Origin of the sequence: Kosakonia sp. WA-90, from assembly GCF_039871955.1 — a bacterium.
GTDB lineage: Bacteria > Pseudomonadota > Gammaproteobacteria > Enterobacterales > Enterobacteriaceae > Kosakonia > Kosakonia oryzendophytica.
The window spans coordinates 44,924-58,488 of the sequence record NZ_JBDPLJ010000002.1; the positions used below are offsets into that span (position 1 = coordinate 44,924).

Genomic DNA, 13,565 nt, shown 5'->3' on the forward strand with positions numbered 1-13,565 from the left:
CTTTCCTTCAGGATTGCCGGAGAGCATCACAGAATTTTTCACGTGAGGAATACATGCAAGCAGTTAAACAGTGCGCCTGGGGCGTTTTTCTCGCGCTTTTATCATTCTCAGTGGCGGCGCACCCCCATAGTTTTATCCGCCTGAAAACACAAGTATTAGCAGAGAACGGGCAGTTTACCGGCTTGAAAATGCGCTGGACGATGGATGAGATCACCTCCGCGGATTTGCTGTACGACGCGGGCAATGCGAAACCCGGTGAGGAAATCTGGAAAAAGCTGGCGGCGGAAGTGATGGCTAACGTGTTAGGCCAGCACTATTTTACCGAAGTGTGGCACGACGGGCAGAAGGTGAAGTTTCTCAACCAGCCCACGGAATATGGTATGGCGCGGGAGGGACACCAGGCGGTGTTGACATTTATTCTGCCTCTCGCGCAACCGCAACCTCTTCACGGCCAGACATACACCTTTGCTACCTTCGATCCTACGTATTATGTGGACATGAGTTACGAACATGATAGCGATGCCTCGCTGTCCGGCGCGCTGCAAACGTCGTGTAAGGTGGCGGTTCATACCCCAAAGCCTGGCGAAGAGGTGCTGAATTATGCCCAGTCGCTGGATAAAGAAGATGCCCCGGAGGAAGACATGCAACTGGGTAAACAATTCGCGCAGACGGTAACGCTGGCATGTCAGTAATCCCGGCGAGCACACTGCGTAAGCGGCGTTTGCTGCACTGGTGGCCGCTGGCGCTCTTTGTATTGTTCGCCGTTGCTGGTGCGTTCTGGCTATGGCAAGCCTGGCCGCAGGTGATGGTAAAAAGCGTGGTCTGGCAGCGCGATGTGAATATGCAGATGAGCAACCTGCTAAAAAGCGTGGCAGAAAACCCCGGCAAAACGGGAGGTTCGTTGCTGCTGTTCAGTTTTGTCTATGGTGTGCTGCATGCATTAGGGCCAGGGCATGGCAAAGTGGTGATCACCACCTGGCTGGCGACCCATCCGTCGAAACTGCGTTCCGGTATTGGGCTGACGCTGGCCTCGTCGCTGTTGCAGGGGCTGGTGGCGATTGTGCTGGTGGTCGTCGTGTTAAGCATACTGGCGTTGCCTGCTCGTCAGTTGCATATGAGTGGCTACTGGCTGGAAAAGGGTAGCTATCTGCTGGTTGGCGCACTGGGTGTGCTGCTGTGCTGGCGTGCTGTCAGGCAACTGCGCGCGCTGCTGAAAAAGCCGGTATTTCGATCTTTTACTCCGCATCATGTGCATCATGAAGGCTGTGGCTGTGGGCATCACCATCTCCCGTCGCCGTCGCAACTGCAAAGTGGTGAGGACTGGCGGGCACGGCTGGCAATTATCTTGTCGATGGGTATGCGACCCTGTTCCGGGGCCATTATGGTGCTACTGTTCAGTAAAGTGATCGGTGTCTTTGCCTGGGGGATCGCATCGGCGCTGGCAATGGCGGCGGGTACGTCGCTGACCATCAGTTCGCTGGCATTGCTGGTGCACGGCTTTCGCCAACTGGCGATAAAACTCAGTGGCAATCAGGCGCCATCGCTGTGGCGGCAGGTGGGCTGGACGACGCTGGCGCTGGCCGGGGGCGTACTGTTGGTTTGTGCGGCAGGAGTGATGTGGGTCAGTGCATTACCGCCGGGCGGCGGCTTAAGGCCGTTTTAAGCGTGATAGCCCGATAGGCATGGTGCCACCGGGCTATCCACTAATAACTTAGCGTTTCAGCGCGTCGCTCAGTTCTTCGCGCATGTTCGCCAGCATCGCTTTCACGACACGCGGGTTACCTGCGACGATGTTGCCGGTCATCATATAGTTATGACCGCCCGTGAAATCACACACCAGACCGCCCGCTTCACGCACCAGCAGTTCGCCGGCAGCAAAATCCCACGGCTTCAGTGCGATCTCAAAGAAACCATCAACGCGGCCTGCTGCAACGTAGGCCAGATCCAGCGCAGCGGAACCGGTACGACGGAAGTCCGCGCATTCGGTAAACAGTTTACCGACGATATTTACATAGGTAGTGGCGTGCTGTTTGGCTTTGAACGGGAAACCGGTCGCCAGGATGGTGCCATCCAGATCGCGGGCAGTGCTGCCACGCAGACGGTAACCGTTAAGCTGCGCGCCCTGGCCGCGCGTGGCGGTGAACAGTTCGTTACGCATCGGATCGTAAACCACCGCGACTTCAGTGCGGCCTTTAATACGAACGGCGATAGATACCGCGAAGTGCGGCAGGCGTTTGATAAAGTTGGTGGTGCCATCCAGTGGATCGATAACCCATTGTACATCCTGGTCAGCGCCTTCGTGCTCACCACTCTCTTCGGTGATGATGGTGTGTTGCGGGTAAGATTTGCGGATGGTGTCAATAATTACCGCTTCGGCGGCTTTATCAACGTTAGTCACGAAATCATTGCTGCCTTTCTGGCTGGTTTCTACGGTGTCAGGGGTTTCGTAGTTTTTGGCAATTAAATTACCCGCCTTGCGCGCAGCACGCACGGCGATGTTCAGCATCGGATGCATCGGTCTCTCTCACTGGATGTTAAAGAACGGAAAACGGCGCGTATGATAGCAGCGAATTCGGATTATGTCTTCGCTTTATGGTAATATGCGCAAATATTCTTTAGCCGTTGAAAATCTATGCTGCAAAATATTCGAATTGTGCTGGTGGAGACCTCTCACACTGGCAATATGGGCTCCGTTGCCCGCGCGATGAAAACAATGGGGTTAACCAATCTGTGGCTGGTTAATCCGCTGGTTAAACCGGACTCTCAGGCTATTGCGCTCGCCGCAGGTGCCAGCGATGTGATTGGCAATGCAAACATTGTCGATACGCTGGACGAAGCACTGACCGGTTGCAGTCTGGTGGTGGGCACCAGCGCACGCTCGCGTACGTTGCCATGGCCAATGCTGGATCCACGCGAATGTGGTCTGAAAAGCGTTGCCGAGGCGGAACATGCGCCGGTTGCGCTGGTCTTTGGCCGTGAACGCGTAGGTCTGACCAACGATGAACTGCAAAAATGCCACTACCACGTCGCCATCGCCGCTAACCCGGAATACAGTTCGCTGAACCTCGCTATGGCGGTGCAGGTGATAGCTTATGAAGTGCGCATGGCCTGGCTGGCGACGCAGGCAAGCGATGCCCCGGCCGCTCATCATGAAGAGACGCCGTACCCGCTGGTAGACGATCTTGAGCGCTTTTATGGGCATCTGGAACAAACGCTGCTGGCAACCGGGTTTATCCGTGAAAACCATCCCGGTCAGGTGATGAATAAACTGCGCCGTCTGTTCACTCGCGCACGTCCGGAAAGCCAGGAACTGAATATCCTGCGCGGCATTCTGGCGTCTATTGAGCAGAACCAAAAGCAATAGCGCTGGATGGCTGCTTTGCTTTATCTGACGCGTAGCCCAGAAAAGCAGGCGCGCCATCGGGTCATAAACACCACAGCACGAAAGGATAAATACCTGACTAAAACAGTCAACTAAATAGTTGACCAATTTAGTCAGGAATGTCAGACTTGCGACTGCTATGCAACATTAACATTTTAATAATAATCCCCGGGCAGGGGCGAGTCTGAGGCTAGTAAGACATGAGACTGACATCTAAAGGGCGTTATGCCGTGACCGCAATGCTGGACGTTGCACTCAACTCCGAATCAGGCCCGGTTCCGTTGGCCGATATTTCTGAGCGTCAGGGAATTTCACTCTCCTATCTGGAGCAGTTGTTCTCCCGCCTGCGTAAAAATGGCCTGGTGGCCAGCGTACGTGGTCCGGGCGGCGGTTACCTGCTGGGTAAAGAAGCGGGCAGCATTGCCGTCGGCGAAGTGATTAGCGCCGTTGACGAATCCGTGGATGCGACCCGTTGCCAGGGGAAAAGTGGCTGCCAGGGCGGCGATAAGTGCCTGACCCACGCGCTGTGGCGCGATCTGAGTGATCGTCTGACCGACTTTTTAAATAACATTACGCTGGGCGAACTGGTGAATAACCAGGAAATCCTCGACGTCTCCGGCAGACAGCACTCCCACGAATCTCATCGCACGACCCGCGCACAAGACGCTATCGACGTTAAACTGCGCGCATAATAAAAAAACAGAATTCAGAATCGGGCCAGGGCACAGTTATGTGCCCTGTTAACACGGTCGTACATCCAGCCGGTTGCCTGATTCCTTGCATTAGAGCGATGTACGGAGTTTAAAGAGCAATGAAATTACCGATTTATCTCGACTACTCCGCAACCACGCCGGTGGACCCGCGTGTTGCCGAGAAAATGATGCAGTTTCTGACCCTGGACGGGACCTTTGGTAACCCTGCTTCCCGTTCACACCGTTTTGGCTGGCAAGCTGAAGAGGCGGTAGATATCGCCCGTAACCAGATTGCTGAGCTGGTTGGTGCCGATCCGCGTGAGATCGTCTTCACTTCCGGTGCAACCGAATCCGATAACCTGGCGATTAAAGGTGCAGCCAACTTTTATCAGAAAAAAGGCAAGCACATCATCACCAGCAAAACCGAACATAAAGCCGTGCTGGATACCTGTCGCCAGTTAGAGCGCGAAGGTTTCGAAGTGACTTACCTGGCTCCACAAAGCAACGGCATTATCGACCTGAAAGAGCTGGAAGCGGCGATGCGTGAAGACACCATCCTCGTGTCCATCATGCATGTGAATAACGAAATCGGCGTAGTGCAGGATATCGCGACCATCGGCGAAATGTGCCGTGCGCGCGGTATTATCTACCACGTTGATGCAACGCAGAGCGTCGGTAAACTGCCTATCGATCTGAGCCAGTTGAAAGTGGATTTAATGTCCTTCTCCGGCCATAAAATCTACGGTCCGAAAGGCATTGGCGCGCTGTATGTGCAACGTAAACCACGTGTACGCATTGAAGCGCAAATGCACGGCGGCGGTCATGAGCGCGGTATGCGTTCCGGTACGCTGCCTGTTCACCAGATCGTCGGCATGGGTGAAGCCTACCGCATCGCCAAAGAAGAGATGGCGACCGAAATGGAGCGTCTGCGCGGCCTGCGTAGCCGTCTGTGGAATGGCATCAACGATATCGAAGAAGTTTACCTGAACGGTGACCTGGAGCACGGCGCGCCGAACATTCTCAACGTCAGCTTTAACTACGTTGAAGGCGAATCGCTGATCATGGCGCTGAAAGACCTGGCTGTTTCGTCTGGTTCTGCCTGTACGTCTGCAAGCCTGGAACCGTCCTACGTGCTGCGCGCGCTGGGCATGAATGATGAGCTGGCACACAGCTCCATCCGTTTCTCTTTAGGTCGTTTTACCACCGAAGAAGAGATCGACTACACCATCGCACTGGTGCGTAAATCCATTGGTCGTCTGCGCGAACTCTCCCCGCTGTGGGAAATGTTCAAACAGGGCGTGGATTTAACCACGATCGAATGGGCTCATCATTAATAACGGTTGCGCAAACAGGAGAATTTAGAATGGCTTATAGCGAAAAAGTAATCGATCACTACGAAAATCCGCGCAACGTGGGCTCTTTTGACAACGGCGACGATAGCGTTGGCAGCGGTATGGTTGGCGCACCGGCGTGCGGCGACGTGATGAAGCTGCAGATCAAAGTGAACGATAAAGGCATTATCGAAGACGCACGTTTCAAAACTTACGGTTGCGGTTCCGCCATCGCCTCCAGTTCCCTGGTGACAGAGTGGGTGAAGGGCAAGTCTCTGGACGAAGCTCAGGCGATCAAAAACACCGATATCGCCGAAGAGCTGGAACTGCCGCCAGTGAAAATTCACTGCTCCATCCTGGCGGAAGATGCGATTAAAGCCGCCATCGCGGATTACAAAAGCAAACAAGAAGCGAAATAAGGCAGGAGGTTGTTGTCATGTCCATTAGCCTGAGCGACAGTGCCGCTGCGCGAGTCAATACCTTCCTGGCCAACCGAGGTAAAGGGTTTGGTCTGCGTCTGGGGGTCCGAACCTCCGGTTGTTCTGGTATGGCCTATGTACTGGAATTTGTCGATGCGCCGAACGAAGAAGATACGGTGTTTGAAGACAAAGGCGTGAAGGTCGTGGTCGACGGCAAAAGCCTGCAATTCCTCGACGGTACTCAACTGGACTTTGTCAAAGAAGGCCTGAACGAAGGGTTCAAATTCACCAACCCGAACGTGAAAGATGAGTGCGGTTGCGGCGAAAGCTTCAACGTTTAATCGCCATCATTGATGACCCCACCGCAGGCCTCTGTGCGTGGGGTTTGTTTCGATTGCACACCCGGAACTGTTATGGATTACTTCACCCTCTTTGGGTTACCAGCCCATTACCAACTCGACACGCAGGCGCTGGCGACACGTTTCCAGGATTTACAGCGTCAGTTCCATCCTGACCGCTTTGCCAGTCAGCCGCAGGCTGAGCAACTTGCCGCCGTGCAGCAATCTGCCACCATTAATCAGGCCTGGCAAACCTTACGCAACCCACTAACGCGCGCCGAATACCTGTTGTCATTACACGGGTTTGATTTAGCCTCTGAGCAGCACACGGTGCGGGATACCGCTTTTTTGATGGAACAGCTGGAGCTACGTGAAGAGCTGGACGAGATTGAGCGTGCGAAAGATGCAACGCGACTGGAGTCTTTCCAGACGCGCGTGAAAGGGATGTACGACGCGCGCCATCAGTTAATGGTAGAACAGTTAGATACTCAAACGTGGGACGCAGCGGCGGATACCGTGCGTAAACTGCGTTTTCTCGATAAACTGCGCAGCGCAACAGAACAACTCGAAGAAAAACTGCTCGGTTTTTAATTTTTTGGAAGCAAACAATGGCCTTATTACAAATCAGTGAGCCCGGCCTGAGCGCCGCACCGCATCAGCGTCGCCTGGGGGCGGGCATCGACCTTGGCACCACCAATTCGCTGGTTGCCACCGTGCGCAGCGGTCAGGCGGAAACGCTGGCCGACAGCGAAGGTCGCCATTTACTCCCTTCCGTGGTGAATTACCAGGCGGACAGCCACAGTGTGGGTTATGACGCCCGCCGCAACGCCGCGCTGGATCCGGTCAACACTATTAGCTCGGTAAAACGCCTGATGGGCCGTAGTCTTGCGGACATCCAGGCGCGCTATCCACATCTGCCATGGCAGTTCCAGTCCAGCGAAAACGGTCTGCCGATGATTGTCACCGAGGCCGGTCTGGTTAACCCGATTCGTGTCTCTGCCGATATTCTCAAAGCCCTTGCTGAACGCGCGCAACAGACGCTGTCTGGCGATCTCGACGGTGTGGTGATCACGGTGCCCGCCTATTTTGATGACGCACAACGTCAGGGCACGAAAGATGCCGCGCGGCTGGCGGGGCTGCACGTGCTGCGCCTGCTGAACGAACCGACCGCGGCAGCCATTGCTTACGGTCTGGACTCGGGCAAAGAGGGCGTGATCGCCGTGTACGATCTTGGCGGCGGTACCTTTGATATCTCCATCCTGCGTCTTAGCCGCGGGGTGTTTGAAGTACTGGCCACCGGCGGTGATTCCGCTCTGGGTGGGGATGATTTTGACCACCTGTTGGCAGACTTTATTCGCGAGCAGGCGGGGCTTGACGATCGCAGCGATGCACGCCTGCAGCGAGAACTGCTGGATGCGGCCATTGCCGCGAAAATTACGCTGAGCGATGCCAATAGCGCAGCTGTCGATGTGGCAGGCTGGCAGGGTGTGATCACGCGAGCACAGTTCGACGATCTGATCGCAACCCTGGTGAAACGTACGCTGCTCTCTTGCCGTCGCGCGCTGAAAGATGCGGGCGTGGAAGCGCATGAGGTGCTGGAAGTGGTAATGGTCGGCGGCTCAACCCGCGTGCCGCTGGTACGCGAGCGTGTGGGCGAATTTTTTGGCCGCACGCCGTTGACATCGATCGATCCGGATAAGGTTGTCGCCATTGGCGCGGCAATCCAGGCGGACATTCTGGTCGGCAACAAGCCGGACAGCGAAATGCTGTTGCTGGATGTGATCCCGCTATCGCTTGGGCTTGAAACCATGGGCGGCCTGGTGGAGAAAGTGATCCCGCGTAATACCACTATTCCGGTCGCGCGCGCACAGGAGTTCACCACTTTTAAAGATGGTCAAACTGCGATGTCCATCCATGTGATGCAGGGCGAGCGTGAACTGGTGCAGGATTGCCGCTCTCTGGCGCGTTTCTCGCTGCGGGGCATTCCTGCGCTTCCCGCTGGCGGCGCGCATATTCGCGTCACCTTCCAGGTCGATGCCGATGGTTTGCTGAGTGTGACCGCCATGGAGAAATCCACCGGGGTGGAAGCCTCAATTCAGGTGAAACCGTCATACGGTCTCACCGATGGCGAAATCGCCGACATGATCAAAGACTCCATGAGTTTTGCCGGGCAGGACGTGAAAGCACGTATGCTGGCGGAACAGAAAGTGGAAGCCGCGCGCGTACTGGAAAGTCTGTCCGGTGCGCTCGCCGCTGACGCCGCGCTGTTAAGCGCCGCAGAGCGTGCGGTCATCGACGAGGCGGTGGCGCAACTGCGCTCCGTTGCCGAGGGCGATGATACCGCCGCGATAGAACAAGCCATTAAAAATGTAGATAAACAAACCCAGGAATTTGCCGCTCGCCGCATGGACCAATCCGTGCGTACCGCGCTGAAAGGCCATTCCGTCGACGAGGTTTAATATGCCTAAAATTGTTTTTCTGCCTCATCAGGATCTCTGTCCGGATGGCGCAGTTCTGGAAGCGAAGAGCGGTGAAACCATTCTTGATGTTGCCTTGCGCGGCGGCATCGAGATTGAGCACGCCTGCGAAAAATCCTGCGCCTGCACCACCTGTCACTGTGTCGTGCGCGAGGGCTTCGACTCTCTGCCGGAAAGCAGTGAAGACGAAGATGATATGCTGGATAAAGCCTGGGGGCTGGAGCCGGAAAGCCGTTTAGGCTGCCAGGCGCGCGTCACCGATGAAGATCTGGTGGTTGAGATCCCGCGTTACACCATCAACCACGCACGGGAGCACTGATATGGGGTTGAAGTGGACCGACAGCCGTGAAATCGGCGAGGCGCTGTATGACAGCCGCCCGGATCTCGATCCGAAGACCGTTCGTTTCACCGATATGCATCAGTGGATCTGCGAACTGGAAGAGTTTGATGATGATCCGAATGCATCGAATGAAAAAATTCTCGAAGCGATTCTGCTAGTCTGGTTAGACGAAGCATCGTAATCATCTAACGGGCTGCCTTCGGGCGGCCCGTTTTCACGAATGCGCTAATAAGGATAAATAAAATGACAGAAGCCATGAAAATTACGTTAACCACGCAACCTGCCGATGCCCGCTGGGGTGAAAAAGCCGCATACAGCATCAATAATGACGGCATCGCTCTGCACCTAACCGGTAAAGATGATTTGGGGCTTATTCAGCGCGCAGCGCGTAAAATCGACGGCCTGGGCATCAAGCACATTGCACTGAGCGGTGAAGGCTGGAATGCCGATCGTAGCTGGGCATTTTGGGCGGGTTATAAAGGGCCGAAAGGCACGCGCAAAGTGGAGTGGGCGGCGCTTGATGAGGCTGAGCAGAAAGAGCTGGATAGCCGCCTGAAAGTCATTGACTGGGTACGCGACACCATCAACGCCCCGGCGGAAGAACTGGGCCCGGAACAACTGGCGCAGCGTGCGGTGGATCTGCTGCACAGTGTTGGAGGCGATAAAATCGCTTACCGCATCACCAAAGGTGAGGATCTGCGCGAGCAGAACTACCTCGGTCTGCATACTGTCGGACGGGGTTCCGAACGCCCGCCCGTGCTGCTGGCACTGGACTATAACCCAACCGGTAATCCGGATGCGCCGGTGTATGCCGCGCTGGTGGGGAAAGGTATTACCTTCGATTCCGGCGGTTACAGCATTAAACAGAGCGCGTTTATGGATTCAATGAAATCCGATATGGGGGGCGCGGCACTGGTAACCGGTGCACTGGCTTTCGCTATTAATCGCGGCCTGAACAAACGCGTCAAACTGTGGCTCTGCTGCGCCGACAACCTGATTAGCGGTAACGCCTTTAAATTGGGCGATATTATCCACTACCGCAACGGTAAAAGCGTTGAGATCATGAATACCGATGCTGAAGGGCGTCTGGTGCTGGCCGATGGTCTGATCGACGCTTCCGCGCAGAAACCGGAACTGATCATCGACGCCGCCACGCTAACGGGTGCGGCGAAAACGGCGCTGGGCAATGACTACCATGCGCTGTTTAGCTTCGATGACGCGCTGGCTGGCCGCTTGTTGAGCAGCGCTGCCGCTGAGAATGAGCCGTTCTGGCGTTTGCCGCTGGCGGAGTTTCACCGTAATCAGCTGCCGTCGAACTTTGCCGAGCTGAACAATACTGCCAGTGCAGCTTTCCCGGCTGGCGCGAGCACCGCGGCCGGTTTTCTGTCGCACTTTGTGGAAAACTATCAGCAGGGTTGGTTGCATATCGACTGTTCCGCAACCTACCGTAAAGCGGCGGTGGAGCAGTGGGCGGCAGGGGCCACCGGTCTGGGTGTGCGCACGCTCGCGAATCTGTTAACGGCTGAGTAATATTTCATCTTTACCCTCACCCTGATGCTCTCCCGGTAAGGGGAAACGCGCGTCCTCTCCCTTCCAGGGAGAGGGGCCGGGTGAGGGTTAATTTTTCGGAATTTGTATGTCGGAAACCAAAAACGAATTAGAAACCCTGCTGGCGCAGGCGGCGACCGAACCGGCTTATCGTCCGGCGTTTTTCCGCACACTGCTGGACTCCACCGTGTGGGTACCGGGAAGCGCTGCGGAAGGTGACGCGATTGCAGATGATAGCGCGCTGGATCTACAGCACTGGGAAAAAGATGACGGAACCTCGGTGATCCCGTTCTTTACCTCACTGGACGCCTTGCAACAGGCCGTTGACGATGAACAAGCGTTTGTGGTGATGCCCGCCCGCACTCTCTTTGAGATGACGCTGGGGGAAACCTTGTTCCTCAACGCCAAACTGTCTACCGGTAAAGAGTTTACTCCGCGTGAAATCAGCCACTTAGTGGGAAAAGAGGGCAGTCCGTTAAGCCAGCAGGAAGTGCTGGAGGGCGGTAGCGCGTTGTTGCTGTCTGAAGTGGCGGAACCGCCAGCGCAGATGGTGGACTCCCTGACCACACTGTTTAAAAGCATCAAAACCGTTAAACGTGCGTTTATCTGCACCATCAAAGAGAACGCAGAGGAGCAGGCGAACCTGTTGATCGGTATTGAAGCGGAAGGGGATATCGAAGAGATTATTCACGCGGCGGGCAGCGTAGCGACGGATACCTTACCGGGCGATGAACCTATTGATATCTGTCAGGTGGTTGAAGGCGAGAAAGGTATTAGCCATTTTATGCTGGCGCACATTACGCCTTTCTATGAGCGCCGCTGGGGCAGCTTCCTGCGCGATTTTAAAAATAACCGCATTATTTAATGATCAGGTGGCGCCGCGTGCGCCGCTTATTCTCTTTGCTGGCTAAGGGTTATTGTTACTCTTCATTATGCACCCTGACTTCTTTTTACTGATAAACACATTCCTGGCCGGAAAGCGGGTGCTATCGTTTACGCTACGTTGATTTGTGGTTCATTTTTATGGATAAAAAAAGCCTGCTGTATTGTTTCGGCATTCCGCTGCTGTTATTCATCTGGTCCTGTTGGCAATATTCCAGAATCAGCGACAGCGATGCCTGGGTTGTTATTGAGTGGGGCACCGCTTCGCACAACATTCTGATGCCACTTTCCCGCCGCTATGTTGCAGGCGTATCCGTCACTCTCTCCGTCATCGCACTGTTTGCAAGCACCTGCGCTGTGATATTAAGCCTTTATAGCGTACGCAAAGCCCGAATATCGACCGGGCAGTTAATTCACGCCTTTACTCTCTGCCGGAAAATGCTGCCGCTGATTATGGCTGCGCTGATGACGGCAATGGGTTTCGCGCTGGTGTCTGTTTTGCTGTATGAATTATTGTGGTTGTTAACGATTAAACAAACCACCCCGCTGAATATTAAGCTGTTCGGCGTGCTGTTACTGGTTACCGGCTGGTTGATTTTTATGGTGCTCAGTAGTCTGTTTCTGCTGAAAAGATGCTATGCGAAAATTCAACCGCAAGACCGGAACGTTTTTGGCATTGCCATGACGGAGCAGGATGCACCCGCACTCTGGCGGTGGGTCAGAGAGCTGGCGCAGCGTGGTCAGGCAATAATGCCGGATAATATTGTCGTGGGATTGTTTCAGGGATTTTACGTTACGACGTTGCCAGTACAACTGGAAAAAGGCGAACGCCTGACAGGTAACACACTCTATTTTCCCGTGACGCTTGCTGCCTTTCTGGATAAAGACGAAATTGCGGCTGTTATTGGTCACGAGTTGGGGCATTTTTCCGGCCAGGACACCGCATACACACTGCATTTTGCCGGGCTTTATTCCGGCATGAAAAGTAGCCTCGACCATTTTTATCAAAACCTGAAATTCTGTGGCTGGTTCGAGCGGATCGCGCTGTCTCCCCCGGTGCATATTGGCGTCTGGTTTTATCGTCGGTTTGATGTAACGGTCAGTGGCTGGAGTCGGATGCGAGAGCTGGCGGCGGATGCTGCTGGCGCACGCACCAGCACGCCTCAGGCACTGGCCTCATCGCTGCTACGCTGCACCACGCTGGATATTGAGTTGGCGGCGCCCATGCAGCGTTTTTTAGATCGCAAACTGAGCACCACCAATCTGGTTAACACGCTTTACTCAGGGCTTTATAAACTTGGGGCGTTGAACGCCGAGGTGGCGTTGGGACGGAAGTTATCGCACCCAACCGATCATCATCCGACGGTGCGCGAGCGCCTTAAGCAGTTGAATGTGCCGCCAGATAATGTGTTACTGACGCGGGCTTCACGTCAGGTCAATGAAGCCGACTATCTCTGGCTGCATCACCTGTTGCCTGACTTCCCGGCACTTTGCCGGGCGCTCACCGCACAAGTCAACGATGAACTGAATGCCAACCATCATGCTTACCTGGAGCAGTTGCAAGAGATGGTTGCACAGGCCCGGGATGCCGTCGTGGTGTCACTGAAAAAAGGCAATGTGTGGGGCTACATTGCGCTGGCGATGATAGCGGGTTTCCCGGCATGCGTACTGTTTATCCTGAACAGGCTGTGGGGTTTGACTTTTCTGCAGTTTGATATTGTGGTGGGCGGCCTGGCAGCGATGTCGATAATTTTGGCGCTGGGCGCCTGGGCGATGTATCAACGCGTACAGCAACCCTTGTTGACTCTGCGCCCGCAAGCGATTGAGAGTTATCAGCTCAGTGCGCCGTTGGCGCTGTCGAAGATTGAAGCGACCCATGTCAGCAAGTTTCGTGGGCAGAACTGCATCGAGCTGTACTGGACTGAGGGATATCAGCCGCCGGAATGTATTGTCGGGCGGTTTGTGCATAATTTCATTTTTGATACGCAAAAGCGCAAAGTCATCATCACGATCCCTGGCGGGATGACACAGGGCGAGGCGCGAGAAAACATCACCCTCGGCGAGTTACATACGCGTATCCGCGAATACATTGGCGCAACCTGGGCGCGGCAGACACTCAACGATCTCTAACCGGACTGGCAGACCCGGTGTTTTGC

Annotated in this window: 15 protein-coding genes; 14 read left to right on the forward strand and 1 reads right to left on the reverse strand. The window is 55.0% G+C overall.

From position 1 onward, the window contains the following. Positions 1 to 53 precede the first annotated feature (53 nt). Together ABGA49_RS03495 and ABGA49_RS03500 are read left to right on the forward strand one after the other, a co-directional pair. Positions 54 to 692 (forward strand): DUF1007 family protein, encoded by a 639-nt coding sequence (locus ABGA49_RS03495; RefSeq protein WP_347665143.1) that lies wholly within the window; start codon positions 54 to 56, stop codon positions 690 to 692. After that, positions 683 to 1,663: a nickel/cobalt transporter gene (locus tag ABGA49_RS03500; RefSeq protein ID WP_061493699.1), complete on the forward strand. Its 981-nt coding sequence runs from the start codon at positions 683 to 685 to the stop codon at positions 1,661 to 1,663. Before ABGA49_RS03495 ends, ABGA49_RS03500 begins: the two co-directional genes overlap by 10 nt. 48 nt (positions 1,664 to 1,711) lie before the next feature. Here ABGA49_RS03500 and suhB read toward each other — a convergent pair whose 3' ends face one another. After that, positions 1,712 to 2,515 carry an inositol-1-monophosphatase gene (suhB, locus tag ABGA49_RS03505; protein WP_061493701.1) on the reverse strand — a complete coding sequence of 268 codons (804 nt, stop codon included), beginning with the start codon at positions 2,513 to 2,515 and terminating at the stop codon, positions 1,712 to 1,714. 117 nt (positions 2,516 to 2,632) lie between these two features. Here suhB and trmJ point away from each other — a divergent pair, with 117 nt between their 5' ends. The 12 genes from trmJ to ABGA49_RS03565 all read left to right on the forward strand — a co-directional run bounded on the left by trmJ (position 2,633) and on the right by ABGA49_RS03565 (position 13,539). After that, positions 2,633 to 3,364 carry a tRNA (cytosine(32)/uridine(32)-2'-O)-methyltransferase TrmJ gene (gene trmJ, locus ABGA49_RS03510; RefSeq protein ID WP_061493702.1) on the forward strand — a complete coding sequence of 244 codons (732 nt, stop codon included), beginning with the start codon at positions 2,633 to 2,635 and terminating at the stop codon, positions 3,362 to 3,364. A gap of 218 nt (positions 3,365 to 3,582) precedes the next feature. Then, positions 3,583 to 4,074, forward strand: a complete 492-nt coding sequence (gene iscR / locus ABGA49_RS03515) for a Fe-S cluster assembly transcriptional regulator IscR (protein WP_061493703.1) — start codon at positions 3,583 to 3,585, stop codon at positions 4,072 to 4,074. Between the two features lie 119 nt (positions 4,075 to 4,193). Further along, a complete protein-coding gene (iscS, locus tag ABGA49_RS03520) occupies positions 4,194 to 5,408 on the forward strand; it encodes a cysteine desulfurase (RefSeq protein WP_061493704.1) in 1,215 nt (404 codons plus the stop codon). Between the two features lie 29 nt (positions 5,409 to 5,437). Beyond that, complete coding sequence (gene iscU, locus ABGA49_RS03525; RefSeq protein ID WP_007370804.1) at positions 5,438 to 5,824, forward strand: Fe-S cluster assembly scaffold IscU; 387 nt, start codon at positions 5,438 to 5,440, stop codon at positions 5,822 to 5,824. Positions 5,825 to 5,841: 17 nt separating this feature from the next. Next, positions 5,842 to 6,165 carry an iron-sulfur cluster assembly protein IscA gene (gene iscA / locus ABGA49_RS03530; RefSeq protein ID WP_017459009.1) on the forward strand — a complete coding sequence of 108 codons (324 nt, stop codon included), beginning with the start codon at positions 5,842 to 5,844 and terminating at the stop codon, positions 6,163 to 6,165. A 72-nt stretch (positions 6,166 to 6,237) separates the two neighbouring features. After that, positions 6,238 to 6,753 (forward strand): co-chaperone HscB, encoded by a 516-nt coding sequence (hscB, locus tag ABGA49_RS03535; RefSeq protein WP_088238220.1) that lies wholly within the window; start codon positions 6,238 to 6,240, stop codon positions 6,751 to 6,753. Positions 6,754 to 6,770: 17 nt separating this feature from the next. Next, on the forward strand, positions 6,771 to 8,621 hold the full coding sequence (gene hscA / locus ABGA49_RS03540) for a Fe-S protein assembly chaperone HscA (protein WP_347665144.1): 1,851 nt from the start codon (positions 6,771 to 6,773) through the stop codon (positions 8,619 to 8,621). A gap of 1 nt (position 8,622) precedes the next feature. Continuing rightward, positions 8,623 to 8,958 (forward strand): ISC system 2Fe-2S type ferredoxin, encoded by a 336-nt coding sequence (gene fdx / locus ABGA49_RS03545; protein WP_039079657.1) that lies wholly within the window; start codon positions 8,623 to 8,625, stop codon positions 8,956 to 8,958. 1 nt (position 8,959) lies between these two features. After that, complete coding sequence (iscX, locus tag ABGA49_RS03550; RefSeq protein ID WP_061493707.1) at positions 8,960 to 9,160, forward strand: Fe-S cluster assembly protein IscX; 201 nt, start codon at positions 8,960 to 8,962, stop codon at positions 9,158 to 9,160. 62 nt (positions 9,161 to 9,222) lie between these two features. After that, a complete protein-coding gene (gene pepB, locus ABGA49_RS03555; RefSeq protein WP_134317808.1) occupies positions 9,223 to 10,509 on the forward strand; it encodes an aminopeptidase PepB in 1,287 nt (428 codons plus the stop codon). A 106-nt stretch (positions 10,510 to 10,615) separates the two neighbouring features. Beyond that, the gene (gene sseB / locus ABGA49_RS03560; RefSeq protein WP_347665145.1) at positions 10,616 to 11,392 is read left to right on the forward strand and encodes an enhanced serine sensitivity protein SseB; all 777 of its coding nucleotides are present in this window, start codon (positions 10,616 to 10,618) and stop codon (positions 11,390 to 11,392) included. Between the two features lie 158 nt (positions 11,393 to 11,550). Further along, on the forward strand, positions 11,551 to 13,539 hold the full coding sequence (locus tag ABGA49_RS03565; RefSeq protein ID WP_347665146.1) for a M48 family metalloprotease: 1,989 nt from the start codon (positions 11,551 to 11,553) through the stop codon (positions 13,537 to 13,539). Positions 13,540 to 13,565: the final 26 nt, after the last annotated feature.